The sequence below is a fragment of the Arenicella chitinivorans genome, assembly GCF_014651515.1.
GTDB lineage: Bacteria > Pseudomonadota > Gammaproteobacteria > Arenicellales > Arenicellaceae > Arenicella > Arenicella chitinivorans.
Map to the genome: position 1 here is coordinate 32,913 of NZ_BMXA01000010.1, position 26,084 is coordinate 58,996.

A 26,084-nucleotide genomic window follows, 5' to 3' on the forward strand; every position below is an offset into this window, starting at 1 on the left:
CGCGGACGGTCAATGCGGTTTCTTGGCCTAACTTGAGTTAGGCATCCATAACTCAAACTGTCATAATCATCACAACTTTAGATCTGCTTTTGTCTACACGTTCCAACACCATGCAAAAACTGTTTGAAAGTCATAGCCTCGGCGATACGATAAAAATCGGCGAGATGATTGCATCCAACTTAGATGCGCCGGCGTCGGTCTACCTCAACGGCAGTATGGGGGCTGGCAAAACAACCTTGATTAGGGCGATCCTAGCTGGGTTGGGGTACACTGCACCGGTGACCAGCCCAACCTACAATCTAATTCATGAATACCCATTGCCGAGCATGACGGTTTACCATATGGATTTGTATCGACTTGAGGATCCGCAAGAGCTGGAATACTTAGCGATTGAAGATCTCTGGCGGGAAGATAGTCTGTTTTTGATCGAATGGCCTGAGCGTGGGGCAGGATGGTTGCCCAAAGCCACTGCTACGGTGCAGATTTCACCGCATGAAAACCAACAAAGTGAATCTCGAATGATTGCCTTTGAGCGTTTGTAACGTTTGATCAGCATGGCATGAGTTATCGCCTAATGACACCTTTGTTATAGTGCTCGATTCAGGTCGCAAAAGCTGGTGTAATTAGCGTATGGCCGTCGAGTGTGTGCGGCAAGTATTTAGATGCTGTTTTTTTTAACCACCAGAACCCGTGAGTCGCTTGATTAAAATTACCTACACAGCTGTTTTTGTTTGGGTTTTTCTACTCTTAGGCGTGGTCCCTATGGCGACGGCTCAGACCGATGCCGCCAGTGAACTGAAGCAAGTTCACAATATTCGACTGTGGCACGCGCCTGATAAGACGCGGCTGGTGTTTGACGTTTCGGCAGACGTTGTGCACCGGGTGTTTACCTTGCAAGCCCCCAATCGTGTGGTTATCGATATCGAAAAGGCAAACCTGTCGATGGCACTGCCGGCGCTGGATTCTTCTAACGCGCATGTGAGTAGTATCCGATCAGGTCGGCCTCGCAAAGGGGTTTTGCGTATCGTGTTGGATGTAAAAAAGCCATTGGAGCACACCAGTTTTGTGCTGACGCCCAACGAATTGTATGGTTACCGTCTGGTGGTGGATCTGTCCGACCCTTCTGTGCCGCAAATAGCAAAGGATTCGACCCATTCGGAGTCCATTAAAGAACCCCGTTTGGACCAAGCTCAAACAACACAAACGATGACCCCTGAACCCAGCGCCGAAGTACCGACCTTGGAGCCAGTGGTCCTCGAGGCGCAACCGAACCAGCAGTTGGTGGTTGCGATCGACGCCGGGCATGGTGGTGAAGACCCGGGTGCCATCGGGCATCGTGGCGCACGCGAGAAGCACGTGACGCTCGAGATTGCCAAGCGTTTAAAGAAAGCGATTGACGATGACCCAAGAATGCAGGCCGTATTGATCCGGACCGGGGATTACTACATCGACTTGCACCGGCGTCGACAGAATGCACGTGCGAAGGGGGCGGACTTGTTCGTCTCAATTCATGCCGACGCGTTCCACAAAAAATCTGCTAATGGTTTGTCAGTGTTTGCTCTCTCGCAGAGCGGTGCGACCAGTGCGATGGCCGGTGCCTTGGCTGCAAAAGAGAATGCGTCGGACTTGATCGGCGGTGTCAGTCTGGCCAATAAAGATCAGGTACTAGCTCAAGTGCTGGTCGATTTGTCGATGACAAATACGATCAGCGAAAGCGTCAACTTTGGCGGGCGGGTCTTGCAAGAGCTCAGTAAAGTGGGGCGGCTACATAGTAAGCGCGTTGAGCAAGCGGGTTTTGCCGTGCTTAAGTCACCTGACATGCCCTCCATTCTGGTTGAAACTGGCTTTATAACCAACCCTGGCGAGGAGCGTAAGTTGCGCACCGCACGTTATCAGCAGCAAATTGCGGACGCGATTCATACTGCAATCGCCAAATATTACGAGCAGACACCGTACTACAACAATGCCAGTTATGCTGCGCCCAGAGTCGCCAGTAATTCAGCGTCAAGCTCGCCTGTTTATCACCAGGTGGTGAGAGGTGATACCCTATCGACCATAGCGCAGAAGTATGGGGTATCAGTACGAACGCTCAAATCTTTAAATGGGTTGAAACGCGATACTGCTGTACTGGGTGCGCGCCTCAAACTGCCTCGAAGTGCCGTAGATACACCGGTGGCGAATAAGCCTTCACGCTCGGCTAAACCAGCAGTGCATGTGGTGCGTCGGGGAGATTCGCTGTCAAAAATATCCGCCCGATATAATGTCACGATTCGCGCGCTCAAACAGTTGAATGGCTTGTCGAAGGATACCCTGTACTTGGGGCAGAAACTTCGTTTGCCAGGTGGGCTTGCTGTGCGCGATGTAATCTCGCAACATAAAGTGGTGCGTGGTGATACTTTGTCTGAGATTGCGCTTAAATACGGTTCGACTGAGAAAAAAATCATGCAGGCCAACAATATGCGCAACCGAACTGTTATGCTCGGTCAGGTTTTGAAAATCCCTCAGTAGATTCTATATTCTCGCCTTACTATGTCTCACACCGATCCGTCTCAGCATCGCATTCATGCGCTGGACCCGCGATTAATTAACCAGATCGCAGCCGGCGAAATCATCGAACGGCCCGCCTCGATGTTGAAAGAGTTGATCGAGAACGCGTTGGATGCCGGCGCGACCGCCATCGATGTTGACGTAGATAACGCCGGCGTGAAGCGGCTTAAAATATCAGATAACGGTCACGGTATTTTAAGGCAGGACTTGGCTATGGCCTTGTCGCGGCATGCCACCAGTAAAATTCAAGATCTGCAAGACTTAGAACAGATCGCCACGCTTGGTTTTCGCGGTGAAGCATTGCCGAGTATTGCCTCAGTCACGCGGATGACGATTCAATCCCGTGAACGCGGTGCTGAGCAGGGCTGGATGGTCTCCAGTGATGGTAACAACCTGACAACGGAGCCGACGCCAGTAGCGCACCCGGTTGGCACGACGATCGAAACGCGTGATTTGTTTTATAACACGCCAGCACGACGAAAATTTTTACGCACGGACGCCACTGAATTTAAACATTTGGATCAGATCGTACGACGCATGGCGTTGTCGCGTTTTGATGTGGCTTTCAAGCTGTCGCACAATGGCAAAGTTGTTTTGCACCTGCCATCGGTACCCGCTGATGATCCGCGCCGTCTGAAAATGGTCTGCGGTGATAACGTGCCGGAGAACAGTGTTTATTTTACAGAACAACGTGAAGATATGCGGCTTTCGGGTTGGGCCGGTTTGCCGAGTTTTTCTCGCAGTCAAGCGGACATGCAGTATTTTTTCCTTAACGGACGCCTTATTCGCGATAAAACCATCGTGCACGCCGTGCGTTTGGGTTACCAAGACGTTCTGTTCCATGGTCGTCACCCAGTCTACGTTTTGTATCTGGAAATGGATCCGGCTCGCGTGGATGTGAACGTGCATCCAACCAAGCACGAGGTGCGTTTCCGCGAGAGCGGCGCGGTACACAGTTTTGTGTTTCGCAGTCTGCAGCGAGTGATGAGTAGCAGCGCCGGTGAAGTGGGCAGTTTGCAGGTCGACGCACAACACGGGGCGGCCAGTCCAAAGCCACAGACTTCCTACACGGCACCGGAGCAAATTACCGAGCAGCGGCCCTTTAACTACGCGCAGGCCCCGGTTTCTCATGCCCAGGCATCGGAGCGCATGTCACCGGATGCTGTCCGCGAACAGATCGCCGGTTATCAACAAATTGCGGACTCAGTGTTTCGTCCAGACCCCGGAGTTACGTCACCTGAGATTCCTAAGGCTGACACCCATGCTGACGGTACCATACCGCCACTGGGCTATGCGTTAGGGCAATTGAAAGGCATCTACATCTTGGCGGAGAATGAAAAAGGCCTGGTGCTGGTGGATATGCATGCTGCTCATGAGCGAATCACTTACGAGCGCCTCAAGACTGGTATGGAAGGTGCCGCGATACGGCAGCAGCCACTACTGGTTCCGGTAACCATTCAAGTCAGCGATAATGAAATCCAGGCATGGAGGTCACAGCAAACACTGTTCGATCAGCTTGGCTTGGAGGTTGAACAAATAGACGAAAATGTCCTCGTCGTGCGCAGCGTGCCGGACCTGTTAGCGAAAGCCGATGTGTCGCAGTTGGTGCGCGATGTCTTGTCCGACTTAGTGGCGGACGAGCACAGTGATCGAATCCAGGAAACTATGCATGAAATCTTGTCGTCGATGGCATGTCACGGTTCAGTGCGTGCGAACCGCCAGTTATCGATACCAGAAATGAATGCGTTGCTGCGTGATATGGAAATTACCGAACGCAGTGGACAGTGCAATCATGGGCGGCCGACTTGGGTCCAGATGTCGCTGGGCCAACTCGACAGTTGGTTCAAGCGAGGGCAGTAATGCAAAACCACGGGCAGAGTGCGACAGAGATTCCTGTGATCTGTATCATGGGGCCGACCGCGACCGGGAAAACCGATGTGGCAGCACAACTTTATGATGGGCTTGATTGCGAAATCATCAGCGTCGATTCGTCGTTGGTTTATCGTGAGATGAATATCGGCACTGCCAAGCCCGACGTTGATTTTTTACGTCGCTACCCGCACCATCTGGTGGATATTCGTGATCCGAACGACACCTATTCTGTGGCGGATTTCTACACCGATTGTAATCAGTTGATTGAATCGATCACAGCCCGCGGTAAGCTGCCAGTGTTGGCTGGTGGCACCATGTTTTACTTCAACGCCTTAGAACAAGGTTTAAGTGATTTGCCCAAAGCGGATCAAGCACTACGTGATGAAATCACTCAAGGCGCGCAAGCGTCCGGCTGGGTGGTGCAGCATGCGCGACTGGCTGCGCTAGACCCCGAGAGTGCGGCGCGCATTGATCCAGCCGATGCTCAACGCATTCAGCGCGCACTCGAGATCGTTCTCACCAGTGGTCGGACCGTAGCGAGCCACAATGCCAGCCGTAAGCCGCCAGTGCCCAACCCTATGTTGAAGGTCGCGTTAGCGTTTTCCGATCGATCCGTGTTACATCAACGTATTGCTAAGCGGTTCGACATTATGCTGGATCAAGGTTTGCAGGCAGAGGTTGAAACACTCTTGGCCCGCGGTGTGGACTCAGAATCGACTGCAATGAAAATGATTGGATATCGCCAGATGCTTGAATTTCTGAATGGCGACCTTAATTATGACACTATGCGGAGCAAAGGGGTTGCGGCAACGCGGCAGCTGGCAAAACGACAGTTGACTTGGCTGCGCAATCAGCGAAATATGCTTTGGTGGATCGATACAGGTTTAGAAAATAAGCAATTTCAACCGCTTGTTACGCTTATTCGCTCAATTGTTAGTGTTTAGCGCGCTAAATTAGAGAAAATTGTCATTTAAGTAGAATATAATGAAAACGATCGTGATCTGAATTTGTTAAAGAGTACCCGCATTGGAGCTCATGGAAATTCTTGCAAGCGAATCGTCGGAACGATGTTCTTGATAAGAATCCGGTGGTTGAGCATGGTGCGTAGAATTATCAGTATGATCAGTTTACAGCGTTCAAATAAATGATCTAATAAATAGTAAAACGAGAATAAGAACAATGGCACAGAATAAAGGCACAGCGCTGCAAGACCCTTTCCTAAATGCGCTTAGAAAAGAACGTATTCCGGTTTCGATCTACTTGGTAAATGGTATCAAGCTGCAAGGGCAAGTAGAGTCGTTTGATCAGTTCGTTATTGTGCTGCGCAACACGGTAAATCAAATGATTTACAAACATGCTGTTTCTACGGTGGTACCAGCAAAAGCCGTTAAAATCGATTTTGACGACGAATCGTAATTTTCAATCAGTGAGTTATTCTCCATTTGAAATGGTTTCTGTTGATCAGAATTGCGTGCTGGTGGCATTCGCCCGCCAGCATGGGCTAACTGATTAAACGTCTGCTGCGAACTCCGCAGCGAATTAAATTAATACTGTGTTTGAACTCGCTGAAGCTAAATCCCAACCCCGCGCGCTGATCTTATTTCAGCGCGACTCCTCGCACGAAGACTCAGAGATCTTAGAAGAGATCAAGTTGCTGGCTGAGTCCGCCGGCGCTGAGGTGCTCGACACCATAACCGCATTTCGACGGACGCCTGATCCTTCGACCTACATCGGTAAAGGGAAGTTAGAGGAAGTCCAGCAGCGTGTTGAGTCCGACAACATAGAACTGGTTATATTGAACCACTCAGTGAGTCCGATTCAGGAACGAAACCTTGAACGTGCGCTCAAAGTCCGTGTGCTGGACCGGACTGGTCTAATTTTGGATATCTTTGCCCAGCGTGCCACCAGTCATGAGGGTAAATTGCAAGTCGAGCTTGCACAGTTACAGCATATTTCAACGCGGTTGGTGCGCGGCTGGACACACTTAGAGCGTCAAAAAGGTGGGATCGGCCTGCGTGGCCCAGGTGAGACGCAGCTTGAAACCGACCGCCGTCTGATCGGACATCGAATTAAAGCGCTGAATAAACGTTTGGACACGGTTTCTGCCCAGCGCCAACTCAGACGCAAGTCTCGCGCCAAGGTACCGGTGCCGACCGTGTCATTAGTGGGTTATACCAATGCCGGTAAATCGTCTTTATTCAATCGGATCACAGACGCTGATGTATTTGCTCAGGATCAGTTGTTCGCGACACTTGACACCACAATGCGTCGAGTTGAACTTGCGGAATTTGGGACTTCGATTTTATCGGATACCGTTGGGTTTATTCGTGATCTGCCGCACTCGCTGGTCGAGGCCTTTCATTCGACATTGGAGGAAGTTGCCAATGCTCAGTTGCTGTTGCACGTGGTGGATGTCGCCAGTGCCCATCGCGAGCAGTGCATCTCAGAGGTTAACAAGGTGCTGGCTGAAATCGGCGCCAGTGCAATACCGACCATCATGGTCTATAACAAAATCGACCTGACGGGTGCACAACCCAAGGTCAAACGCAATTCGGCTGGCCTGATTGACAGTATCTGGTTGTCGGCGCACAGTGGTCACGGCATCGATCTGTTAATGTCAGCGGTGACGGAGCACTTGTCACGCCTGCACACTCGTTGCCGCATTATCTTACCTGCGAGTGAGGGTAAGCTGCGCGCATCGTTGTATCAGAAAAGTGTGGTGAAGACCGAGACGGTCGCAGACGATGGCTCCTTTGAGCTGGAGTTGGAAATGTCACCGGCTGATTTTGGTTGGTTGCAGAAGCAATCTGAGATTACTCAGATTGATGCTTTGTAGTCACCGTTATCACTCCGATTTTGGTAGAATTAAACGCATAAACCTTCTTATTTGGAGAAATTACGAATGCCTTGGAATGAACCTGGCTCAGGTAACTCGGGAGGCCGTGATCCTTGGGGAAACGGCAACAATCGAGGTAATCAGAACCCCGATATTGATCAGATTATCGATAACGTACGTAAACGTTTTGGCGGTGGTCGCAATGGTAAAGGTGGTCGAGGCGGTATGTTCGCCCCGTACCTGTTGGCATTGCTTGTGTTGCTCGGATATTGGGCTACACAGTCGGTCTATCAGGTCGATGAGGGTCACCAAAGTGTCGAGTTACGATTCGGCAAGTTTAAACAAACGGTCGGCGCAGGCCTGAAGTTTATCGTCTGGCCGATTGAAGAAAAGATTGTGATCGATACCCAGCAGGTTCGTACTGTGGAAGTGGGCTATCGCGGAAATGCCTCTGAACCAAAAGAGGCCCTGATGCTGACAGAAGACCAAAATATCGTCGACGTGACGATGGCAGTGCAGTACACCATTAAGTCGATTGAAGATCTTGTATTCAATACCGGAGATCTGACATTGGGGCAACGTTCTGGTATCGGGATTAATGATGTGGTCCGCAGTGCCACCGAGAGTGCGCTACGAGAAGTTGTTGGTCGCACCGAGATGGATGAACTGCTCACCACCGGTCGTGCGGTGGTGGACTCAGAAACCGAGTCTCTACTGCAAGTTATTCTGGATCGCTACAATTACGGAATTCAAATTGAGTCGATTGAAATTCAGGATGCTAAACCGCCAGTACAGGTTCGTGATGCCTTTGACGACGTGGTTAAGGCGGATCAGGATCGTGAAAAGTTGAAAAACCAAGCGGAAGCTTACGCTAAACAAATTGTGCCTAATGCGCGAGGTGAGGCGGCACGTATTTTGCAGGAAGCCGAAGCGTACAAAGCGAAAATCGTAGCGGAAGCCACGGGTGAAGCCGAGCGTTTTAGCAAGATTCTTGAGGAATACCAGAAAGCGCCTGCAATTACGCGAAAACGTTTGTACATCGAAGCCATGGAACAAGTGTTGGCCGACAGCAGCAAAGTTATGATCGACCAGGAATCTGGTAGTGGAAACAGTTTAATGTATTTACCGATCGATAAAATTATCGAAAACAAAGGGCAGGTTCGGCCCCGCAACACATCGCGCGAAGATGGCAACTTGATTCCGCAAACCACGACACCGCCGGCGCAAACTACGTCGTCGACAATTCGTCGAGGAGGTCGCTAAATGAAATCCGAAAACTTGTTTATTGTGCTGTTGATCTTGCTGGCACTGTTGGCTGCTGTTCTTTCAAGCTCACTGTTTACAGTCAAAGAATGGGAGCGCGCATTAAAGTTTAAGTTTGGTGAATTCTCGGGTGAGGAAATCCAACCTGGTTTGAACTTCAAGCTGCCATTGGTTAATACCATTGAGAAATACGATGTGCGAATCCAAACCATGGATCGTCCGCCAGAGCGCTTTATCACCGTCGATAAAGAAGAGTTGTTGGTCGACAGTTTCGTGAAATGGCGCATCACCGATTTGCAAAAGTACTACAAAACAGTGAAGTTTCGTGCCAACGCCGAGAACCGTCTGGAACAAAAGATCAATAACAGCCTAAAAGCTCAGATCGCACGACGCAATATTCGTGACGTGGTCGCCGGTGACCGTGGTGAAATTATGAGTATTGTGCAGCAGGCAATTGATGGTGAGGCATCGGCGATTGGAGTTGAGGTCGTCGACGTGCGCTTGAAACGCGTTGATTTGGCTGATCAAATTCAAGCTAACGTCTTTGAACGTATGCGTTCAGAGCGTCAGCGAATTGCCAATGAGTATCGCGCAACGGGTAATGAGGTCGCCATTGAAATACGCGCGAATGCAGACCGCACCAAGGTTGAGTTAGTCTCCGAGGCTGAGAAAAAAGCGCAGTTGACGCGCGGTGACGCCGATGCTACGGCAACAAAAATTTACGCAGATGCGTTCGGTGCTGATGAGGAGTTCTATGAATTTTTCCGTTCACTCAACGCCTACAAGTCAACGTTCAACTCGTCGGGTGATTTGATCATCTTGGATTCAAACTCGGAATTCTTTAAGCATTTCAATTCAGCGACTAAATAGTTCGACCGATGAAATCGAGCGTCGATGTTCGCATCTATGCGCGACATCGACGCTTTATCGATCGGTCGATCGCTACTGCGCCGGATTGCGGCCGATAAACCCGTCAGTAATTCTGGCTCAGGGCTATATTCGATCTCGGCTTGCACGTATAATCTGCGCGTAATCAACCCAGACCCTTGTAAAGGCTACTCGCCATGGTTAATGACGCTAACTGGCTACTACCAGAAGGTGTTGAAGAAATCCTGCCAGACGAGGCAATCAAATTAGAAATGCTACGACGTGCGGTTCTTGATGACCTCACTGAACGTGGCTTCGATTTGGTGATGCCGCCGGTAATGGAGTTCGTCGATGCATTACTCACCGGGACCGGTGAGGAACTCGATACCCAAACCTACAAATTCATGGATCAGCATACGCACCGTATGTTGGGAATTCGGGCCGATATTACGCCTCAAATCGCGCGTATCGATTCGCACTATCTGGCTGACCGCGAGGTCAATAAGCTCTGTTATGCTGGCACCGTCCTGCGCACACAACCTGCGCAAATGGGCGGGCAGCGAGAGCTATTACAGATTGGTGCCGAGGTGTTTGGAATCGAAGACGAAAGTGCCGATATGCAAGTTATTGACGCGATGTTGCAGACGTTGAGTTTAAGCCGCGCGCCGGATGTCACACTGAGTATTGGTCATGTTGGGATTTATCGCGCGTTGCTACAACAACAAGCCATTGAGGGCAGTACGGAACAACGTTTACGTGATGTATTGCTGCGCAAATCTCGTCCTGACTTGGCCGAACTGCAAGCACAGGTGGATGTGGCACCGTTCAATGCTTTACTCGATTTGCAAGGCGGCGTGGCCGTGCTCAGTACCGCACGTGACATGCTCGCCAATGACGACGAGTTACAATCGGCTTTGCAGCAACTCAGTAATGTTGTCGAACACCTTCAAGCGAGCGCACCAAAGGTCAAAGTGCATATCGACTTAGCCGACGTTGCTGGTTACCGCTACCACACCGGACTAAAATACGATGCGTTTGTGAGCGGTCGCGGACGTGCCGTTGCCCAAGGCGGTCGCTACGATCGGATTGGTAAATTGTTTGGCCGTAGTCGGCCCGCAACCGGCTTTAGTGCCGACCTCAAAACTCTGGTAAAGCTGGCGTAATAGGCTTGCGCCAACAAACTCGACGCAGTCTGATTCAGTCAATCTGCGACTAAAGAAACACCGTAATTGTGATATCGAAAACCGTATGAGCAAAAAAGTAATTGTCGTTGGCACGCAGTGGGGCGACGAAGGTAAGGGGAAAGTTGTCGACTTGTTAACGGATGTTGCCAACGTGGTGGTGCGCTTTCAAGGCGGACATAATGCGGGTCATACGCTGGTAATTGACGGTAAGAAGACCGTGCTGCACCTGATTCCGTCAGGTATTCTGCGCGACGGTGTGCAGTGTTTGATCGGCAACGGTGTGGTATTGGCCCCGGACGCCTTGTTTGAAGAAGTTGAACAACTTGAAGCCAATGGCGTGCCGGTTACCGAGCGGCTGGGTATCAGTGAAGCTTGCCCTTTAATCTTGCCGCACCATGTGGCGCTGGATCAAGCGCGCGAAATCAAGCGTGGTAACAAAGCTATTGGCACCACAGGCCGTGGCATTGGTCCAGCTTACGAAGACAAAGTAGCTCGACGCGGTATTCGCCTCGGAGATTTGGTATACGACTATCATTTCGCCGATAAATTAGAAAGCGTGATGGAATATCACAATTTTGCCCTTATTAACTATTACAAGGTGGAGCCACTAGATTTTAAACAGGTGCTGGATCAGTGTCTGGGCTATAAGGATCGATTGGCGTCCATGACCGTTGATGTGACTCAATTGCTGGACGATTACAGCCGTGCGGGGCGTCCGATGATGTTCGAGGGCGCGCAAGGCATGATGTTGGATATCGATCACGGTACCTATCCGTACGTGACCTCATCCAACACATCGGCGGGTTACGCTGCGGCAGGTAGTGGCATCGGGCCGACGGCATTTGATGATGTCCTGGGAATCGTTAAAGCGTATACCACACGCGTTGGCGCAGGTCCGTTTCCAACTGAGCTCGATTGTGAAGTTGGCGAACATCTCGGCACCAAAGGCCATGAATTCGGTGCCACAACCGGGCGTTCACGCCGGTGTGGTTGGTTTGATTCTGTGTTAATGCGACGTTCCCGGCAGGTCAATGGTCTGACCTCACTGTGTTTGACTAAACTGGATGTGCTGGATGGCTTGTCCGAACTCAAAATCTGTACTGCCTACGAATACCAAGGGCGTAGACTGTCGGTTTCACCAGCTGGTGCAGATGCTCTGGCACAATGTAAACCAGTATATGAAACAATGCCTGGATGGTCTGAAGACACCCAGGGTGCTCAGTCTCTGGCCGACTTGCCTGAGGCAGCGCAAAACTATGTGGCACGATTGGCCGAGCTGGTCGGTGTGCCAATTGATATCGTTTCGACTGGCCCGGATCGGGCGGAAACGATTATTTTAAGAGACCTGTACGCCTAGTCGGTATAGACAGGTCAGGAAAAGATTAGGAATTTGAAAAAGAAAAATAAAACCAAAAATAAATCCACACGAAAACATAAACGCTTGAGCACCAGTATTGTGCTTAAGTACCTGTCTCAGCGACGCGAACCAGCCAACACCAAGGCCATCGCTGAGACCTTAGGACGAGTCGGCAAGGAAGGCCGACAAGAAACCTTTGAGATTCTCGAGCAACTCCGCGACGAAGGTAAAGTATCGCAACTTAGCAAACACCGCTGGGCGATGAAACACGCGATCCAGGAACACCGCGGGCGTGTGGTCGGCCACGTTGATGGCCACGGCTACGTTTTGACTGATGAAACGCGCGAGAAAGTGTTCCTGCGCTCACACGAAATGCGTGAGGTGCTGCACAACGACATCGTCAACGTCCGTATCGTTGGGCGTGACCGCCGACATAAATTGTTTGGTCAGATTGTGGATGTCATTGAGCGCGGTAACCTCGAAGTGGTTGGGCGCTACTACAATGAGAATAATCTACACTTTGTGGTACCAGACGATCAGCGTATCGGCCAGGACATTTTTGTGCTGCCAGAACATACGGCGGGCGCCGAAACCGGTCAAGTTGTGTCGGTTAAAATAACCAAACACCCAACCAAACATTTTCAACCGGTTGGGGAGATTGTCGACGTGTTGGGTGACTACTTGGCGCCGGGCATGGAGATCGAAATCGCGATCCGCAAGCACCAATTACCGTACGAGTGGCCGGAGGCGGTGGTGCGCCAGATCGACGGCTTTTCTGAAACAGTGAGCGAAGCGGATAAACGAGGCCGAACCGATATTCGCGATCTGCCGCTCGTCACCATTGATGGCGAAGACGCGCGCGATTTCGATGATGCGGTCTATTGTGAACCGTTGAATGACGGTAAACATCGGTTGGTCGTTGCGATTGCTGATGTGTCTTCCTACGTAAAAGAACACAGTCCCCTAGATCTGGAAGCTTGGCAACGAGGTACCTCGGTCTATTTTCCGAATAATGTGATCCCCATGTTGCCTGAGATTTTGTCGAATGGGCTGTGCTCTTTGAAGCCGGAAGTGGATCGCTTATGTTTTGTGTGCGACATGGTTGTTGACCGTGAGGGAGAAATCGAAAGCTATGATTTCTACCAGGCGGTAATGCATTCGCATGCGCGCCTTACCTACACCCAGGTCGCAGCATTGGTTGCTGGCGATGCGACTGAATCAAGCATTGCACCAGCGTTGCATGCGCCGATTAAGGCCTTGTACGCCTTGTCCAAGCGACTCGGTGCACGACGTCGCGCAATCGGCACGATCGAGTTCGAGATACCCGAACCAATTATCATTTTTGATGATGAACGCAAGATTGAGCGCGTTGAAGCAAGAGAGCGAAATGATGCTCATCGCTTGATCGAAGAGTGCATGCTAGCGGCAAATATCTGTGCTTCTTTAATGTTGAATGACTCCAATGCGGCTGGTATTTATCGCGTCCATGATGCCCCAGATGAGGACAAAATTGCCGACGCCCGTACCTTTCTACGTCAATTCAAATTGTTACTGCCCGGTGGCGACACACCGGGGCCGCAAGATTTTTCCAAAGTGATGAAGGAAGTAGATGATCCGTTGACCGCCAAGATTGTGCAAACTGCCTTGTTGCGCAGTATGAAGCAGGCACGCTACGACGTTGAAAATAACGGACACTTCGCACTAAATTTCGATTCCTACACGCATTTCACGTCGCCGATTCGACGGTACCCGGATTTGCTTGTCCATCGGCAGATACGCCGTTTGCTGACCGACCCTGAGTTACAAGATTCGGACGAAAAGTTCATTGAGGTCGAGAAGACTGCCGAGCAGGCGTCATCCACCGAGCGTCGTGCTGAAGCAGCCACGCGTGAGGCTGTGCAGTGGTTAAAATGTGAGTTTATGAGCCATAAAATTGGTGAAAAATTGCATGGTGTGGTGTCCAGTGTCACTGAGTTTGGTCTGTTCGTGGAACTCGAGGAGTTTTATGTTGATGGGCTGGTGCACATAACGTCACTGGGGCAGGATTATTATCGCTTTGATTCAGAAACCCGGCGCTTGATCGGCGAACACTCAGGCCGCGTCTACACCACGGGTGATCGCTTGGAGGTACAGGTAGCGCGGGTTGATATGGATCAAGGCAGGATTGACTTTGCGTTGACCGACATCAAGAACGAAAAGTTTCGTCGCGGTAAGCGATCGAAGAGTAATCAGCAAGTTAGTGGCCACGGCAAACATCACCATAAAGGGAGTAAGCACCGACGATAAGTCGCGTTTTCATCCGCGCTTGAGGTAAACTTGCCGCGGTTTTTTTTGTAGACGCAGATACATAGCGAATTGGAGCGATCAAAATGAGTCAACAACAATCCTGGGTGATTGGGCACCATGCTGTCAGTGCTGTGTTACGGGTGAATCCCGAGCGAGCGATTGAGCTCTGGGTGGTGATTAATCCCTCGAATCAAGTCCAGGCGGATATTTTGACTCAAGCCAGTACCATCGGCTTGTCGATTCATCCGGTGGATCGTGCCACGCTGGATCGTCGTTGTGGCAGTCCGCAGCATCAGGGTGTGGCCCTGCTTGCAAGGCCACGTGCAGTTGGCGGTGACAAAGACTTGCGTCATTTTATCGAGCAACAGCCAGCCGCAAAACCAGCCTTGTTACTGATACTTGATCACGTTCAAGATCCGCATAATTTTGGTGCATGTTTGAGGACTGCCGATGCCGCTGGCGTGGATGCGGTGGTGGTGGCTAAGGATAACGCTAGCCCGATTACCTCCGTAGTTCAAAAGGTCGCGAGCGGCGCGGCGGAAACCATGCCGATTTTTCGCGTGCCGAACCTGGCCCGCAGTATGGATATGCTTAAGCGAGCAGGGCTCTGGATGATCGGTACTTCTGACAAAGCCGACCATGATCTATATCAACAAGATTTGACTGGGGCGATTGCGATCGTTATGGGGGCCGAAGGTAAAGGGTTGCGAAAACTCACGGCCGAGAAGTGTGACTGTCTGGTCAGTTTGCCGATGGCCGGTTCGGTGGTGTCCAGTCTCAATGTGTCTGTGGCTACCGGTGTTTGTCTGTACGAAGCGGTACGGCAACGCTGTCAGGTCTGAACGGCTTGCTCGAGTTCGAACATTACCGTAACGTCACAAGTTGATATACGCTGCAAGCTAATCAGCCAAACTTGAGAACTGAAACAATTAATTGGAGTCTGTTTATGAAACTTGTTCGACTAGGAGTACTTGTGGCATGTTTGCTGCCGTTATCGGCATGTGCAGCGAGTGATGAGAAGCCGAAACTGGACGTGGCGGCCACCAGTGCACCGATTCCGGCTGCGATCGAAGACGTATACGCAGAGATGGAGCGAATCGTGGGTTCCAGGGTTTGTGAAACAGACGCCGATTGCGCCACGATCCCGCTTGGGCAGCGCGCTTGCGGAGGCCCGAGTGGTTACATGGCATACTCAAAACTGATCGGCACCGACGCGATTGTCCAGCTGGAGGAGCTGGCCAAGCAATCCGCAGAACTAGCGCACCAGAATAATCTCAAAAATCAGATGATGTCGACTTGTGATGTCATGCCGCCAGCGGTTGCCGCTTGCGTGGAACAGCGATGCAAAATTACCACGGCTCGAGAGTTGATCCGTTCCGGTACACCGGTTAATAAAGATGATGGGTTAATTCAATAGTACAGGTGAACGTATACACCATGAAAGGAAGTCACATCGCTTAATAGCACGCCGAATACGACCAATTCAGTATACCGATGTCGCTGGCTCAAACCGTAATTCTCGTCATCGGCGGGCTACAGGGGCTGTTATTGTTCACGTTGCTCATCACGGACCGACGAGTGAACAGTGCTGGTAAAATTCTCGCCGTGCAATGCTTGTTGATTGCCACGATATTCTTCCTGCCGATGATTGTATTTGCTGGCAACAGTGCTTTTTCTTGGCTTATTGGGGTTCTACTGTTTCTGCCCGCATGTTCGGGTGGACTTACCTATCTGTATTGTCGCACGGCACTCACCGATTCCGGATTAAGGCTAGGCGATGCCGTGCACTTGCTTCCCTTGCTCCTTTGCTGTCTACTGAACTACGACATTTTGCTCTCGTCCGAGCGTGCACTTGAATTCGTGCGCGTGCCACAAACCACGTTACTCCGACACACGCTGACCCAAGTGGTTTTTTACGGCCAGATTGTAGTCTACATCGTATTGCTAGTGCGATTGGTCAGACGTTCACAAGGTCAAGCACGAAAGACCTTGTCGGCCTATAACCCAGATATTTTTAGTTGGTTGTGGACGCTGATCGGGTTCACCGTGTTGATCTGGGGTCTAAAAGTGCTGTTCTATTTCCTCATGCGCGAGTCGGTTGCTGTCACATATGCGCCGACGTTTAATATGTTGGCTGATTTTCTGTTGGTTGTGATGGTGTATTTTGTGGCCGTTATGCAGTGGCGGAACCCGGCGCTTTTTCACATCACGCAGCTCGAATTACCGTCCGTCACCAGCCTCAGAGTTAAACCAGAGGCCGACGGCGTGCTGGATCGTGAGACTCGCGCTAAGGTCTTGAATCTGGTGAAGCAACAGGTCGAGACGCAATGCCTGTATCGAGACAGTCAGCTCACTCTGGCAGCGTTGGCGGAGCAGGTTGGTGTCAGTGTGCATCAGCTTTCCGAAACGCTGAATCAGCATGATGGCAAGAACTTTAATCAGTTCATCAATGAATACCGCGTAGCCGAAGTGTGTGAGCAACTTGGGCAGCCCGCTGACCGAAAGTTAATTGACCTGGCATTGGATGCCGGATTTTCCTCCAAGAGCAGTTTTAACGCGATCTTTAAAAAAGTAACGGGTGTCACACCAACGCAATACCGCACACAACAAATTTAGGCCGCCGCCCGGCGTCCAATATTATAAACGTGGACGCGATTCGCAATCTGGAATGTTGTACTTGCGCCATCAATAACTGATGGAACTTAATTATGCTAAAAACACTCTCTAAATGGCTCTTGGGTCTGTTCGCGATACTGCTGGTACTGGTTTTATGTGTTTTGCTCTGGTTTACAAATGGTGTTGACGCAATCTACGGCGCGCACACGCAAGAGGTCGATTACACCGCCTTTGCATCGCGTAGTGAATTAGTCGCGATAAGTAATGTCAATGTGCTGTCTGAAGATGGGCAGTCTATGTTGGCGAATCGCACCGTGGTGGTGGATGGCGGTGAGATAATTTCAATCACGCAAGACGGCGTAGCCTCACACGATGCAAGACAGATCAACGGTGAAGGCAAGTATCTGATTCCTGGGTTGGTCGATTCACATATGCACTTATTAAAGAGTCCCAATGACCTGTTGTTGTATGTGGCCAATGGTGTCACGCATGTGCGTGATCTGGGTGGACCGACAGCGCGGTTGAGATGGCGTTCTGAAATCGAGCAGGGCGACCGAATTGGCCCCAAATTATTCGTGTCTTCACCACCGATCAACACGAAGGACCTGCTCGAGGGGGCATTCTTTGAGTTGATCACGTTCCATAAGACTACGCGTAGTGTCGAGCAGGCCGAGCGCTTAGTGAAAACCTATGCTGAGCAGGGCTATGATGCGATTAAAACCTACCACCTGGACATGCCGAGCTACCGAGCGGTGAATAAGCTGGCTTCCGAGTTAGGCGTGCCAACCACGGGTCATTTTCCGTTGATGATGGAATTAAATGAACTCACCGTGACGCAACAAAACGAAGTGGCGCATCTGGAAGAGATCGTGCGTGTACTGATTCGCGAGTTCGGTTCCATTCATGAGCAAGGTAGTGAAGCCTTTTTCGCTCACGTCGAAGCGCGCAGTGACGCTATTATTGATGACCTATTGGCGAACGACATCACAGTGAATTCGGTATTGTGGTTCATGGAAAACATTCATGATCAGTTTAGTGACCTTGAGGCCGCGTTGAAGGATGTGGCGATCGAGTATGCGAACCCGGGCCTGGTGGAAGGCACGCAAGATTCTGATCAATACAAAGTTGGTTGGTTGCCGGGCTACAACCAGTTCGAGGCGGAGGCGGAACCGAATTCAGATGCTTTCCATAAAAATGATGCATTCTGGCGAGCCAGAGAAACCGCGCACCACATTTTGTTACGTGCGATGGTGCGTCGAGGTGTCAACATTGTCGCTGGCACCGATTCCGGCGGTAACTTGGTGGTGCCTGGGTTCTCTCTGCATGATGAGTTAGTGTCTTTGCAACGAGGTGGCATGAGTCCCGCACAGGCGCTGGCATCGGCGACACGCGCTCCGGCAGAACTGATGCACAGTGACGCAGGCTGGATCGCACCAGGTCGCCGTGCAGACCTCGTTTTGCTTGAGCAAAATCCGCTAGATGCGATCGAAAATACCAAGACAATTAATACAGTCATCCTCAACGGGCGCGTATTTGAGCGTGAACAGTTGGACGCGATGTTAGCCGCAGTCGTCAAGGCCAACGATAACAGTCGAAAAATTAATATCGATCAATACCGATAGCTGAAAGTCGGGCGGAAATAGGTTGCTACCTTCGGACAATCCTTGGAGCAGGGGTAGCAACCTAAAACCCGAATGCGGTCTCTTATGGTGGGGCCACACTCAATGACAGAGTTGTTCTCCTTGAACCGTTAGCAATAACTTACTGACGACACTTCCAGGTGTCCCTGTCGACAACAATAGTATCGACGGTGTCACCCGAGCGCCTCACCCGAGCAGGTGATTTTTCGGTATTTAAAGAGATCAATTATTGATGAGTGATAAAAACTCAGAGCGCGTCGACTGGTTGTCTCGAAAGATTCCCAACATTGACGATGTTTTCATCGATGAGTTTTGTTTCTCGACGCCTCGCATCATCATACACATATGCTTGGCTTCAATCACCACGGCTACGCCTTCGGCTTCGGTTACTTGTTGGATGGTCTCGGCGATTTCGGTGGTCAACTGTTCCTGGATTTGCATCCGGCGAGCGTACATGTCGACGATTCGGGCAATTTTAGACAAACCGAGTACTTTGCCATTGGGAATGTAGGCCACGTGCGCGCGACCGATGAACGGCAGCAAATGGTGCTCACACATAGAATAGAGTTCAATGTCTTTGACGATCACCATTTCACGAGAGTCGGAAGGGAATAAGGCATTGTTAATAACCTCATCCAGCTTTTGCTCGTAGCCACGGGTCAAAAACTGCATGGCTTTGGCAGCACGTTTTGGCGTGTCTACCAGTCCAGGCCGCGTAAGGTCTTCGCCGCAGGCTTCGATTATCTTTTTGTACGCTTCTTCCATTTTATTTCTCGATGGTTAATTGGGTGTTTCCGCTGGGTCGGATTATGCCGCAATCAGAGTGTGGATAAAGTTAAAATATTTGATCCGATTAGTTTTGTCGACATGACTTTATGATATCTTGCGGAGTTCACGGAGAATACTGCCTTGCCCAAAAACACAATGGAACAAAAATTTACTGAGTTTTTGCTGCGTTGGCGACACTGGCTCGCCATTTTAAGCGTGCTGCTGACCGCTATACTCGGCTTCGGTATCCGGGATTTATACCTCGAGTCTGACTATAAGATATATTTTGAGGAAGACGAACCCCAATTGGTGGCGCATGAGGCAATCCAAGACACATACACGAGTACCGATAACTTAGCCATCTTACTGCGCCCTAAAGAAGGTGATTTGTTTAACTCGCGAGTCCTGACGGCGATCTATGAACTCACCGAACACGCATGGCAGACGCCGTTCGTGATGCGAGTTGATTCGATTACCAATTTTCAGCACACCGAGGCAAATGGAGACGATCTTTTGGTGGAAGACCTTGTGCTGGCCCCGGCTGACTTGAGCGCGGACAAAATAGCCAAGGTGAAACGCATTGCGTTAACTGAAAAGCAATTGGTTAATCGCATGGTGTCGGCGGATGGCAAAACCGCACTGGTTAATGTTAATTTGGAACTACCGCCAGAGGTGGACAAGACTGCGGATCTGGAAACGCAAAAGGCACAACGGGCTAAACGTGATGCCTCGCATCCGGAGGTAGTGGCGTTTGGGCGCGCCGCGGTGCGGGAATTTCAAGCGCGGTATCCAGAGTTGGAAATGCATATTGCGGGTGTATCGAAGATCACCAACTCATTTAATGAATCTGCCCAGCGCGATGCATCATCACTGATCCCGCTCATGTACCTGGTCATCTTGCTGTTGTTGATCTTCTTTTTTCGCTCCATTGGCACAGTGGTGGCTACTTTGTTAGTGATTGCCTGTGCCAGTATTGCGGCGGTGGGTAGCGCGGGCTGGATCGGGTACCCGATCAACACCGTGAATGTTATGACCCCCACCATAGTACTGACCATCGCAGTATGTGATGCGGTACATTTGCTGTCGGTCTATTTGCGTGGTCTAGGTGAGGAGCTGTCGCCGTTGGAGGCCATGGCTGAAAGCTTACGACTCAACCTACAACCGATTATTCTGACCAGTATCACCACGGCGGTGGGCTTTCTTACGCTGAACTTCTCGATTTCGCCACCGTTTGTGGAATTGGGGAATATGACAGCGATCGGCGTGATGTGGGCCATGGTGCTCACTTTTACTCTATTGCCGTCGGTCGTTATGTTACTCACGCGCAAAGGAAACATGGTGGCTGACAAGCAGCGCTGGATGAGTCGCTATGCGCACTGGGTGGTGGCGAATCGACACAAAGCACTGGTCGTGAGCATACTGAGTGCCGTTTTACTGATCTCTTTTTTACCGCGCAACCAGTTGGACGACGACCCCATTGCCTACTTTCAACGTGGTGTGCCGTTTCGTGAGTCAATCGAATTCTCAATTAAGTATCTTCCTGGGGTGAAAGACATCAATTTTACGCTGAACTGCGGTACGTCCTCGTGTGTCAGTGATCCGGATTTTCTTACAACACTCGACCAGTTTAGTCGGTTTCTGGAAGCCCAGCCCTATGTGGTGCATGTGGGTTCCTATGTTGATGTGATTAAGCGGCTTAACCGCAGCATGAATGGAGATGATCCGGCGTATTATGCGATTCCAGAGCGAGCTGATCTGGCGGCGCAATACAATCTCATGTACGAGATGTCGCTGCCGTATGGCTTAGACTTAAATAATCAGCTCAATCTGGATAAGTCCGCTACGAAGATCAGTGTGATTACGCAAAAGATGACCAATCTTGAGTTGATCGATCTGGCTGAACGTTCGCATCAATGGCTGAAAACAAATTATCAAGCGTCGGTAGAACCCGGTTCCAGTGTGAGTTTAATGTTTGCACATATTGGTGCCAACAATATTCGCTCTATGTTGTGGGGCGGTCTGTTCGCAATTATTGGTGTTACCATCACCATTCTGATTGCGTTGCGCTCATTTCGTTATGCTCTGATTAGTATGATTCCGAATGCAATACCCGCTTTCATGGCGTTTGGTTTGTGGGGCCTGTTGGTCGGGCAGGTGAACATGGCGGTGGCTGCGGTATTCAGTATTTCGTTGGGTATATTGGTCGACGACACAGTGCATTTTATTTCAAAGTACCGCCGTGCTCGCCAGATCAAGGGGCTGAGTCCGGAATCGGCTATTCATTACGCGTTTGAAAATGTGGGCTCAGCATTGATTGTGACCACAGTGGTGCTGGCCTGTGGGTTTGGCGTGCTGACCACCTCGGACTTCAATCTGAATGCGATGTCAGGGGCGCTGACTGCGATCACCATTTTAATTGCACTGATATTTGATTTTTTAATTTTACCGCCGATCTTGATGTTGTTCGACCGTGAAGCAACCACACTGAGCTGATGGCACACTCCATTCCACGAGAAGTTTGATTATGATAAATGACCGTATTAGTTTAGACGTGAGCAATCATGTTGCTCACGTAAAGTTAAGCCGCCCCGAGAAGATGAACGCGCTTGACCCAGAGATGTTCGCTGCCATTCCTATGCTTGAAGAGCAGTTGCGCGCTGATAAATCAGTCCGCGTGGTGGTGCTGTCCGGTGCGGGAGACAACTTCTGTGCGGGCCTAGATAAATCGAATTTCAGCGCTATGTTGTCACCGCAGTCTGGGGATAACGTGCAAACCGCCACCGCAGGTGGGCTTTCAGAGCGAACGCACGGTATCGCCAACGCACCGCAATACGCCGCATGGATGTGGCGCAAGCTGCCCATGCCAGTGATTGCTGCGATTGATGGCGTGGCATTGGGTGGTGGCTTACAGATTGCGCTCGGCGCAGACTTTCGCTACGCCAGTGCGACCAGTCGATATTCCATTTTGGAGCTTAAGTGGGGCATCGTTCCAGATATGAGCAGCACGCAAATAATGCGGCACATGGTGCGCGATGACATCATTCGTGAGTTGACCTACACAGCAAAAATATTCTCCGCTGAACAGGCCAAAGAGTGGGGGTTTATTACTGATATTGTCGATGACCCGGTAGCGCATGCCATGGACATCGCGGCGCAGATTGCCGATAAAAACCCAGATGCGATCCGTGCGGCAAAGCAAATCATTGACCGCAGTTATTATCAGTCCGAAGCTGAGGGCCTGATGACGGAGTCAGCCGCACAGGATCAGATCATCGGCACGCCAAATCAAATTGAGGCGGTGATGGCCGCCATGCAGAATCGTAAGCCGACGTTTAGTGATTAGACGCTGACTTCGGTGCTTCGAGTGCCGCCACGGGCACCACCTGATGAATAAATTTTTCAACTTCTCGCCAAGCGTGGTTAGCGGAACCATAGCCGAGGTTGAATAAATGCCAGTCGTGGATTTGATCTTTCCATACTTGGAGTGTGACGTCTGAGCCCATGGCTTTTGCTCGGTTCGCGTAGCGGATTGCCTCGCCCAACAGCATCTCATTGCTGCTGGCATGGATTAGCGTTGGCGGCAGCGAACTCAAATCACCAAACACCGGCGAAGCAAGCGGATTGGCTGGATTCATGCGCAGCGTCACTAACCCAATCCAAGCACGAGCAACCGCAGGAAGTCGACTGAGGAGACCGAGTCCTTCGCCCAGCATCAGATCCGTGAGTCGATTGGATTTGATGGTTGGTGACATCATGGTCATGTCGGTTGATGGCGAGAAGGCGATCACGGCATCCGGTTGTCGCTTAGTGTGTGTTTTACTCCAGCTCGCCAGCATGAGCGCTAAATTGCCGCCCGCGGAGTCGCCAGCAACCAGCAGTGTATCCAGGGCATGAACACCATCGACATCGTGTTGTAGCAACCATTGATACGCGATTTGCGCATCGATAATACTGGCTTTACGGCCATGTTCTGGCATCAGTCGATAATCTACCGATAGAACCGCTGCCTGCGCGAGTTTGGCGAGTTGATCACTCATTTTTCGGTGCCCTAATGGGCTGCCGAAGATAAACGCACCGCCGTGTAGAAACAGAATGCGGCGACCAGGACGGCAATTTTGAGGAATCGTCCACTCGGCCTTGACACCATCGCAAGTGACTTGCTTAAACTCACTGTCTGTCTCTAGGTCTGCAGAGATATTGTCGGCAAATTCACGCACCACGCCCAAAGCTTTCTTAATGGATCGCGTTCCACTGGCTTTCGCCCGCGTGTCTTTTAAGACCGTTACCAGTGACTTCACAGCCTGCTCATCTTCAGGGTGATTCTCGAATACATCATCGACCGCTGAGTCAAAATTGCGCATGTCCTGGCCGGATAAAACGAACACTGCCACCAGCCAAAGTGTGAGCAGTACGGCGAAGAGAATAATCCACGTCATGATTGGTTCCGCAAAGGCGTTGGGTTGAAATGCTTCAAAGGGCTAACTTTACCTATGATTTTGGCGGTATGCCAGCGGTGTATAACCGGTCCAAGCTTTAAAAGCGCGAATAAACGCGCTGGGTTCAGAAAAGCCAACGCGAGTTGCTATTTCTTCAATCTTCACTTTGTTTTCAAAGATCAACCCAATGGCAATATCGCGCCGGGTCTGCATTTTTATCTCCTTGAAACTCAGGTCTTCGGCCTGCAGCCGCCGATGCAGTACTTGCTGACTCATTTGAAAATGACTGGCGGCTTCCTTGAGGGTTGCGCGATAATTACCTTGTTTGATGTGTCGTTCCAACCATTGTCGAACTTGGTCTCCGATGACGCGATAATTTTTGGGTTGGTATAGGAGGGATAAATTCGTGCCTTTGAGATAGGTATCCAATGTCTCGGGCGTTTGCACTATTTCGAGTTCCAAGTGCCGTCTGGGGAAACAGATGCGTGAATCTTCCCCTTGGTAGCTGACGGGTGCGCCGTAAAACAGGGGGCGGTATTGATCGCTGTAGCTTGGTTCTGTGTGTACGAACTGAACCGCGTCAAGCGGTATAAATTGGCCGCCCAGCCAGCAATGAAAACGATGTACTGATGACAGAATGGCCTCGGCCATATAATTATTGATTGGTTCTTTGCCACTGAGTGGTTGCAGAATGTAGCTGACAGTCTCGTCCTCCACCTGAACCTGATGGTGATAGGCATTCTTGAACAGATTCCAAAACTTAGCAGAACGCCGCAGTGATCGGTGAATATTGCGCGCACTAATACTCGCCCGGCACATCATATTAAAACTGCCCAGCGGTTGCTTTTGTGACGTGAGTCCTAGGCACTCGTCATCTAACAGTTTCATGACCTCGATGGCAAAGGCTGCGAACGACCTTAGTGATACTTGGGTACCCGGTTTGTCCAGCGCCAATCTGGAGATGCCGTTGCGCAAAAGCAATTGATCACATTCCAAACCTTGACGCTGAGCACCTTCGAGCAGCATGGAAACAAAGCAGGTATCAATGGTTGCGTCTTTCATTTGATAATTAAAGCATATTTATGCGCAAAGTTTGATAGAACATGTCCATTTATTCGATAGCTTCTGTCATTGAGTGTCGAGGTCGACACAGTAGAATGGTGTGAGAATCGCGTTAACCCCAACCAAATGAGGAGTATGATGAGCAACACCGCTTATATTTATGACGCCGTGCGCACACCGCGTAGCAAAGGCAAGGCGGACGGCAGTCTGCACGAGGTAAAACCAATTGACCTAGGGGCTGGGTTGTTGCGGGCGTTGCAACAGCGTCAGGATCTCGACACGTCATATGTTGACGATGTGGTCATGGGTTGTGTGTCGCCGGTTGGTGAGCAGGGAAGCGACATTGCCAAGATGATTGTTCAAAATGCGGATTGGGATGAATCAGTCGCGGGTGTGCAACTCAATCGGTTCTGCGCCTCGGGTTTGGAAGCAATTAATACTGCGGCGGCGAAAGTCGCTGCGGGCTGGGATCAATTGGTCGTGGCTGGCGGTATTGAGTGTATGTCACGGGTGCCGATGGGCTCGGACGGCGGTGCCATGGGCATGGATGCGGCCTTTGCCATTAAAGAGAGTTTTGTACCACAAGGAATTGGTGCTGATACCATTGCCACGATTGACGGTTATTCGCGCGAAGATGTGGATGCCTATGCGTTGGAATCACAAAAGCGTGCAACGGCGGCGCGGGACAACGGTTGGTTTGATGGTTCAGTGATTCCGGTGACCGATAAAAATGGTGTCACGATTCTCCACCGTGACGATTTTATTAAGCCCAATACCACTATGGAAGCGCTTGCTGGGTTGCGCGCGTCGTTTGCTGAAATGGGTAAATATGGATTCGACGACATCGTGATGAAAAAGTACCCGCAATTGGAAGCGGTTAATCACGTGCACACACCGGGCAATTCGTCGGGCATTGTGGATGGCGCCAGTGCCGTATTGATCGGCTCAAAACAAGCCGGACAGGATTTGGGCCTGACACCACGTGCACGCGTGGTGGCGACCGCAATTCTCTCGACTGACCCGATTATTATGCTGACAGGCCCTGGACCCGCCGCCAAGAAAGCGTTGAAAACGGCAGGTATGTCGGCCTCGGACATCGATTTGTGGGAAATCAATGAAGCGTTTGCCTCCGTGGCGTTGCGTTACATGCGTGATCTAGGCATTGAGCACGATATTACCAACGTGGTTGGTGGTGCAATCGCGATGGGGCACCCATTGGGTGCGACCGGCGGCTGCATTCTTAGCTCAATGCTCGACGAACTTGAGCGTCGCGACCTCAATCGCGGCATGTTGTCCTTATGTGTCGGTGGTGGCATGGGCATTTCAACCATAATCGAACGCGTTTAACCA

The 26,084-nt window shown here is 50.8% G+C and carries 21 protein-coding genes; 18 read left to right on the forward strand and 3 right to left on the reverse strand.

The features are described from left to right. Nucleotides 1–89: 89 nt before the first annotated feature. From tsaE to IE055_RS17335, 15 genes are all read left to right on the forward strand, one after another. Nucleotides 90–542 carry a tRNA (adenosine(37)-N6)-threonylcarbamoyltransferase complex ATPase subunit type 1 TsaE gene (tsaE, locus tag IE055_RS17265; protein ID WP_229794352.1) on the forward strand — a complete coding sequence of 151 codons (453 nt, stop codon included), beginning with the start codon at nucleotides 90–92 and terminating at the stop codon, nucleotides 540–542. A gap of 220 nt (nucleotides 543–762) precedes the next feature. Beyond that, nucleotides 763–2,508: an N-acetylmuramoyl-L-alanine amidase gene (locus IE055_RS17270; RefSeq protein ID WP_189402944.1), complete on the forward strand. Its 1,746-nt coding sequence runs from the start codon at nucleotides 763–765 to the stop codon at nucleotides 2,506–2,508. A 21-nt stretch (nucleotides 2,509–2,529) separates the two neighbouring features. Next, complete coding sequence (mutL, locus tag IE055_RS17275) at nucleotides 2,530–4,407, forward strand: DNA mismatch repair endonuclease MutL (protein WP_189402945.1); 1,878 nt, start codon at nucleotides 2,530–2,532, stop codon at nucleotides 4,405–4,407. Then, nucleotides 4,407–5,363, forward strand: coding sequence for a tRNA (adenosine(37)-N6)-dimethylallyltransferase MiaA (miaA, locus tag IE055_RS17280; protein WP_189402946.1), 957 nt, complete (start codon nucleotides 4,407–4,409; stop codon nucleotides 5,361–5,363). Before mutL ends, miaA begins: the two co-directional genes overlap by 1 nt. A gap of 235 nt (nucleotides 5,364–5,598) precedes the next feature. Beyond that, entirely contained in the window at nucleotides 5,599–5,835 is a 237-nt protein-coding gene (gene hfq / locus IE055_RS17285) for an RNA chaperone Hfq (protein ID WP_189402947.1), read from the forward strand. Between the two features lie 136 nt (nucleotides 5,836–5,971). Next, nucleotides 5,972–7,255: a ribosome rescue GTPase HflX gene (hflX, locus tag IE055_RS17290; RefSeq protein WP_189402948.1), complete on the forward strand. Its 1,284-nt coding sequence runs from the start codon at nucleotides 5,972–5,974 to the stop codon at nucleotides 7,253–7,255. 66 nt (nucleotides 7,256–7,321) lie between these two features. Further along, a complete protein-coding gene (hflK, locus tag IE055_RS17295) occupies nucleotides 7,322–8,518 on the forward strand; it encodes an FtsH protease activity modulator HflK (protein ID WP_189402949.1) in 1,197 nt (398 codons plus the stop codon). Next, entirely contained in the window at nucleotides 8,519–9,388 is an 870-nt protein-coding gene (hflC, locus tag IE055_RS17300; RefSeq protein WP_189402950.1) for a protease modulator HflC, read from the forward strand. 194 nt (nucleotides 9,389–9,582) lie between these two features. Then, entirely contained in the window at nucleotides 9,583–10,548 is a 966-nt protein-coding gene (locus IE055_RS17305) for an ATP phosphoribosyltransferase regulatory subunit (protein ID WP_189402951.1), read from the forward strand. An 85-nt stretch (nucleotides 10,549–10,633) separates the two neighbouring features. Then, on the forward strand, nucleotides 10,634–11,926 hold the full coding sequence (locus IE055_RS17310) for an adenylosuccinate synthase (RefSeq protein WP_189402952.1): 1,293 nt from the start codon (nucleotides 10,634–10,636) through the stop codon (nucleotides 11,924–11,926). A 33-nt stretch (nucleotides 11,927–11,959) separates the two neighbouring features. Beyond that, nucleotides 11,960–14,212 carry a ribonuclease R gene (rnr, locus tag IE055_RS17315; protein WP_189402953.1) on the forward strand — a complete coding sequence of 751 codons (2,253 nt, stop codon included), beginning with the start codon at nucleotides 11,960–11,962 and terminating at the stop codon, nucleotides 14,210–14,212. Between the two features lie 83 nt (nucleotides 14,213–14,295). Further along, nucleotides 14,296–15,054 carry a 23S rRNA (guanosine(2251)-2'-O)-methyltransferase RlmB gene (rlmB, locus tag IE055_RS17320; RefSeq protein WP_189402954.1) on the forward strand — a complete coding sequence of 253 codons (759 nt, stop codon included), beginning with the start codon at nucleotides 14,296–14,298 and terminating at the stop codon, nucleotides 15,052–15,054. Between the two features lie 104 nt (nucleotides 15,055–15,158). Beyond that, nucleotides 15,159–15,629, forward strand: coding sequence for a hypothetical protein (locus IE055_RS17325; protein WP_189402955.1), 471 nt, complete (start codon nucleotides 15,159–15,161; stop codon nucleotides 15,627–15,629). Between the two features lie 77 nt (nucleotides 15,630–15,706). Then, nucleotides 15,707–16,828 carry a helix-turn-helix domain-containing protein gene (locus IE055_RS17330; RefSeq protein WP_189402956.1) on the forward strand — a complete coding sequence of 374 codons (1,122 nt, stop codon included), beginning with the start codon at nucleotides 15,707–15,709 and terminating at the stop codon, nucleotides 16,826–16,828. Between the two features lie 92 nt (nucleotides 16,829–16,920). Next, a complete protein-coding gene (locus tag IE055_RS17335; RefSeq protein WP_229794353.1) occupies nucleotides 16,921–18,450 on the forward strand; it encodes an amidohydrolase family protein in 1,530 nt (509 codons plus the stop codon). A gap of 240 nt (nucleotides 18,451–18,690) precedes the next feature. On the opposite strand, the gene folE is transcribed toward IE055_RS17335, so the two are convergent. Next, a complete protein-coding gene (gene folE, locus IE055_RS17340; protein ID WP_189402957.1) occupies nucleotides 18,691–19,233 on the reverse strand; it encodes a GTP cyclohydrolase I FolE in 543 nt (180 codons plus the stop codon). Nucleotides 19,234–19,392: 159 nt separating this feature from the next. On the opposite strand from folE, the gene IE055_RS17345 reads away from it, so the two are divergent. After that, entirely contained in the window at nucleotides 19,393–21,729 is a 2,337-nt protein-coding gene (locus IE055_RS17345; protein WP_189402958.1) for an efflux RND transporter permease subunit, read from the forward strand. A 31-nt stretch (nucleotides 21,730–21,760) separates the two neighbouring features. After that, entirely contained in the window at nucleotides 21,761–22,579 is an 819-nt protein-coding gene (locus tag IE055_RS17350; protein WP_229794354.1) for a crotonase/enoyl-CoA hydratase family protein, read from the forward strand. Here the strand turns inward: IE055_RS17350 and IE055_RS17355 are convergent. Beyond that, the gene (locus IE055_RS17355) at nucleotides 22,569–23,672 is read right to left on the reverse strand and encodes an alpha/beta hydrolase (RefSeq protein ID WP_189402959.1); all 1,104 of its coding nucleotides are present in this window, start codon (nucleotides 23,670–23,672) and stop codon (nucleotides 22,569–22,571) included. The genes IE055_RS17350 and IE055_RS17355 overlap by 11 nt on opposite strands. A 48-nt stretch (nucleotides 23,673–23,720) precedes the next feature. Continuing rightward, a complete protein-coding gene (locus IE055_RS17360; protein WP_189402960.1) occupies nucleotides 23,721–24,734 on the reverse strand; it encodes an AraC family transcriptional regulator in 1,014 nt (337 codons plus the stop codon). Nucleotides 24,735–24,872: 138 nt separating this feature from the next. Here IE055_RS17360 and IE055_RS17365 point away from each other — a divergent pair, with 138 nt between their 5' ends. Beyond that, nucleotides 24,873–26,081 carry an acetyl-CoA C-acetyltransferase gene (locus IE055_RS17365; protein ID WP_189402961.1) on the forward strand — a complete coding sequence of 403 codons (1,209 nt, stop codon included), beginning with the start codon at nucleotides 24,873–24,875 and terminating at the stop codon, nucleotides 26,079–26,081. Nucleotides 26,082–26,084 lie beyond the last annotated feature (3 nt).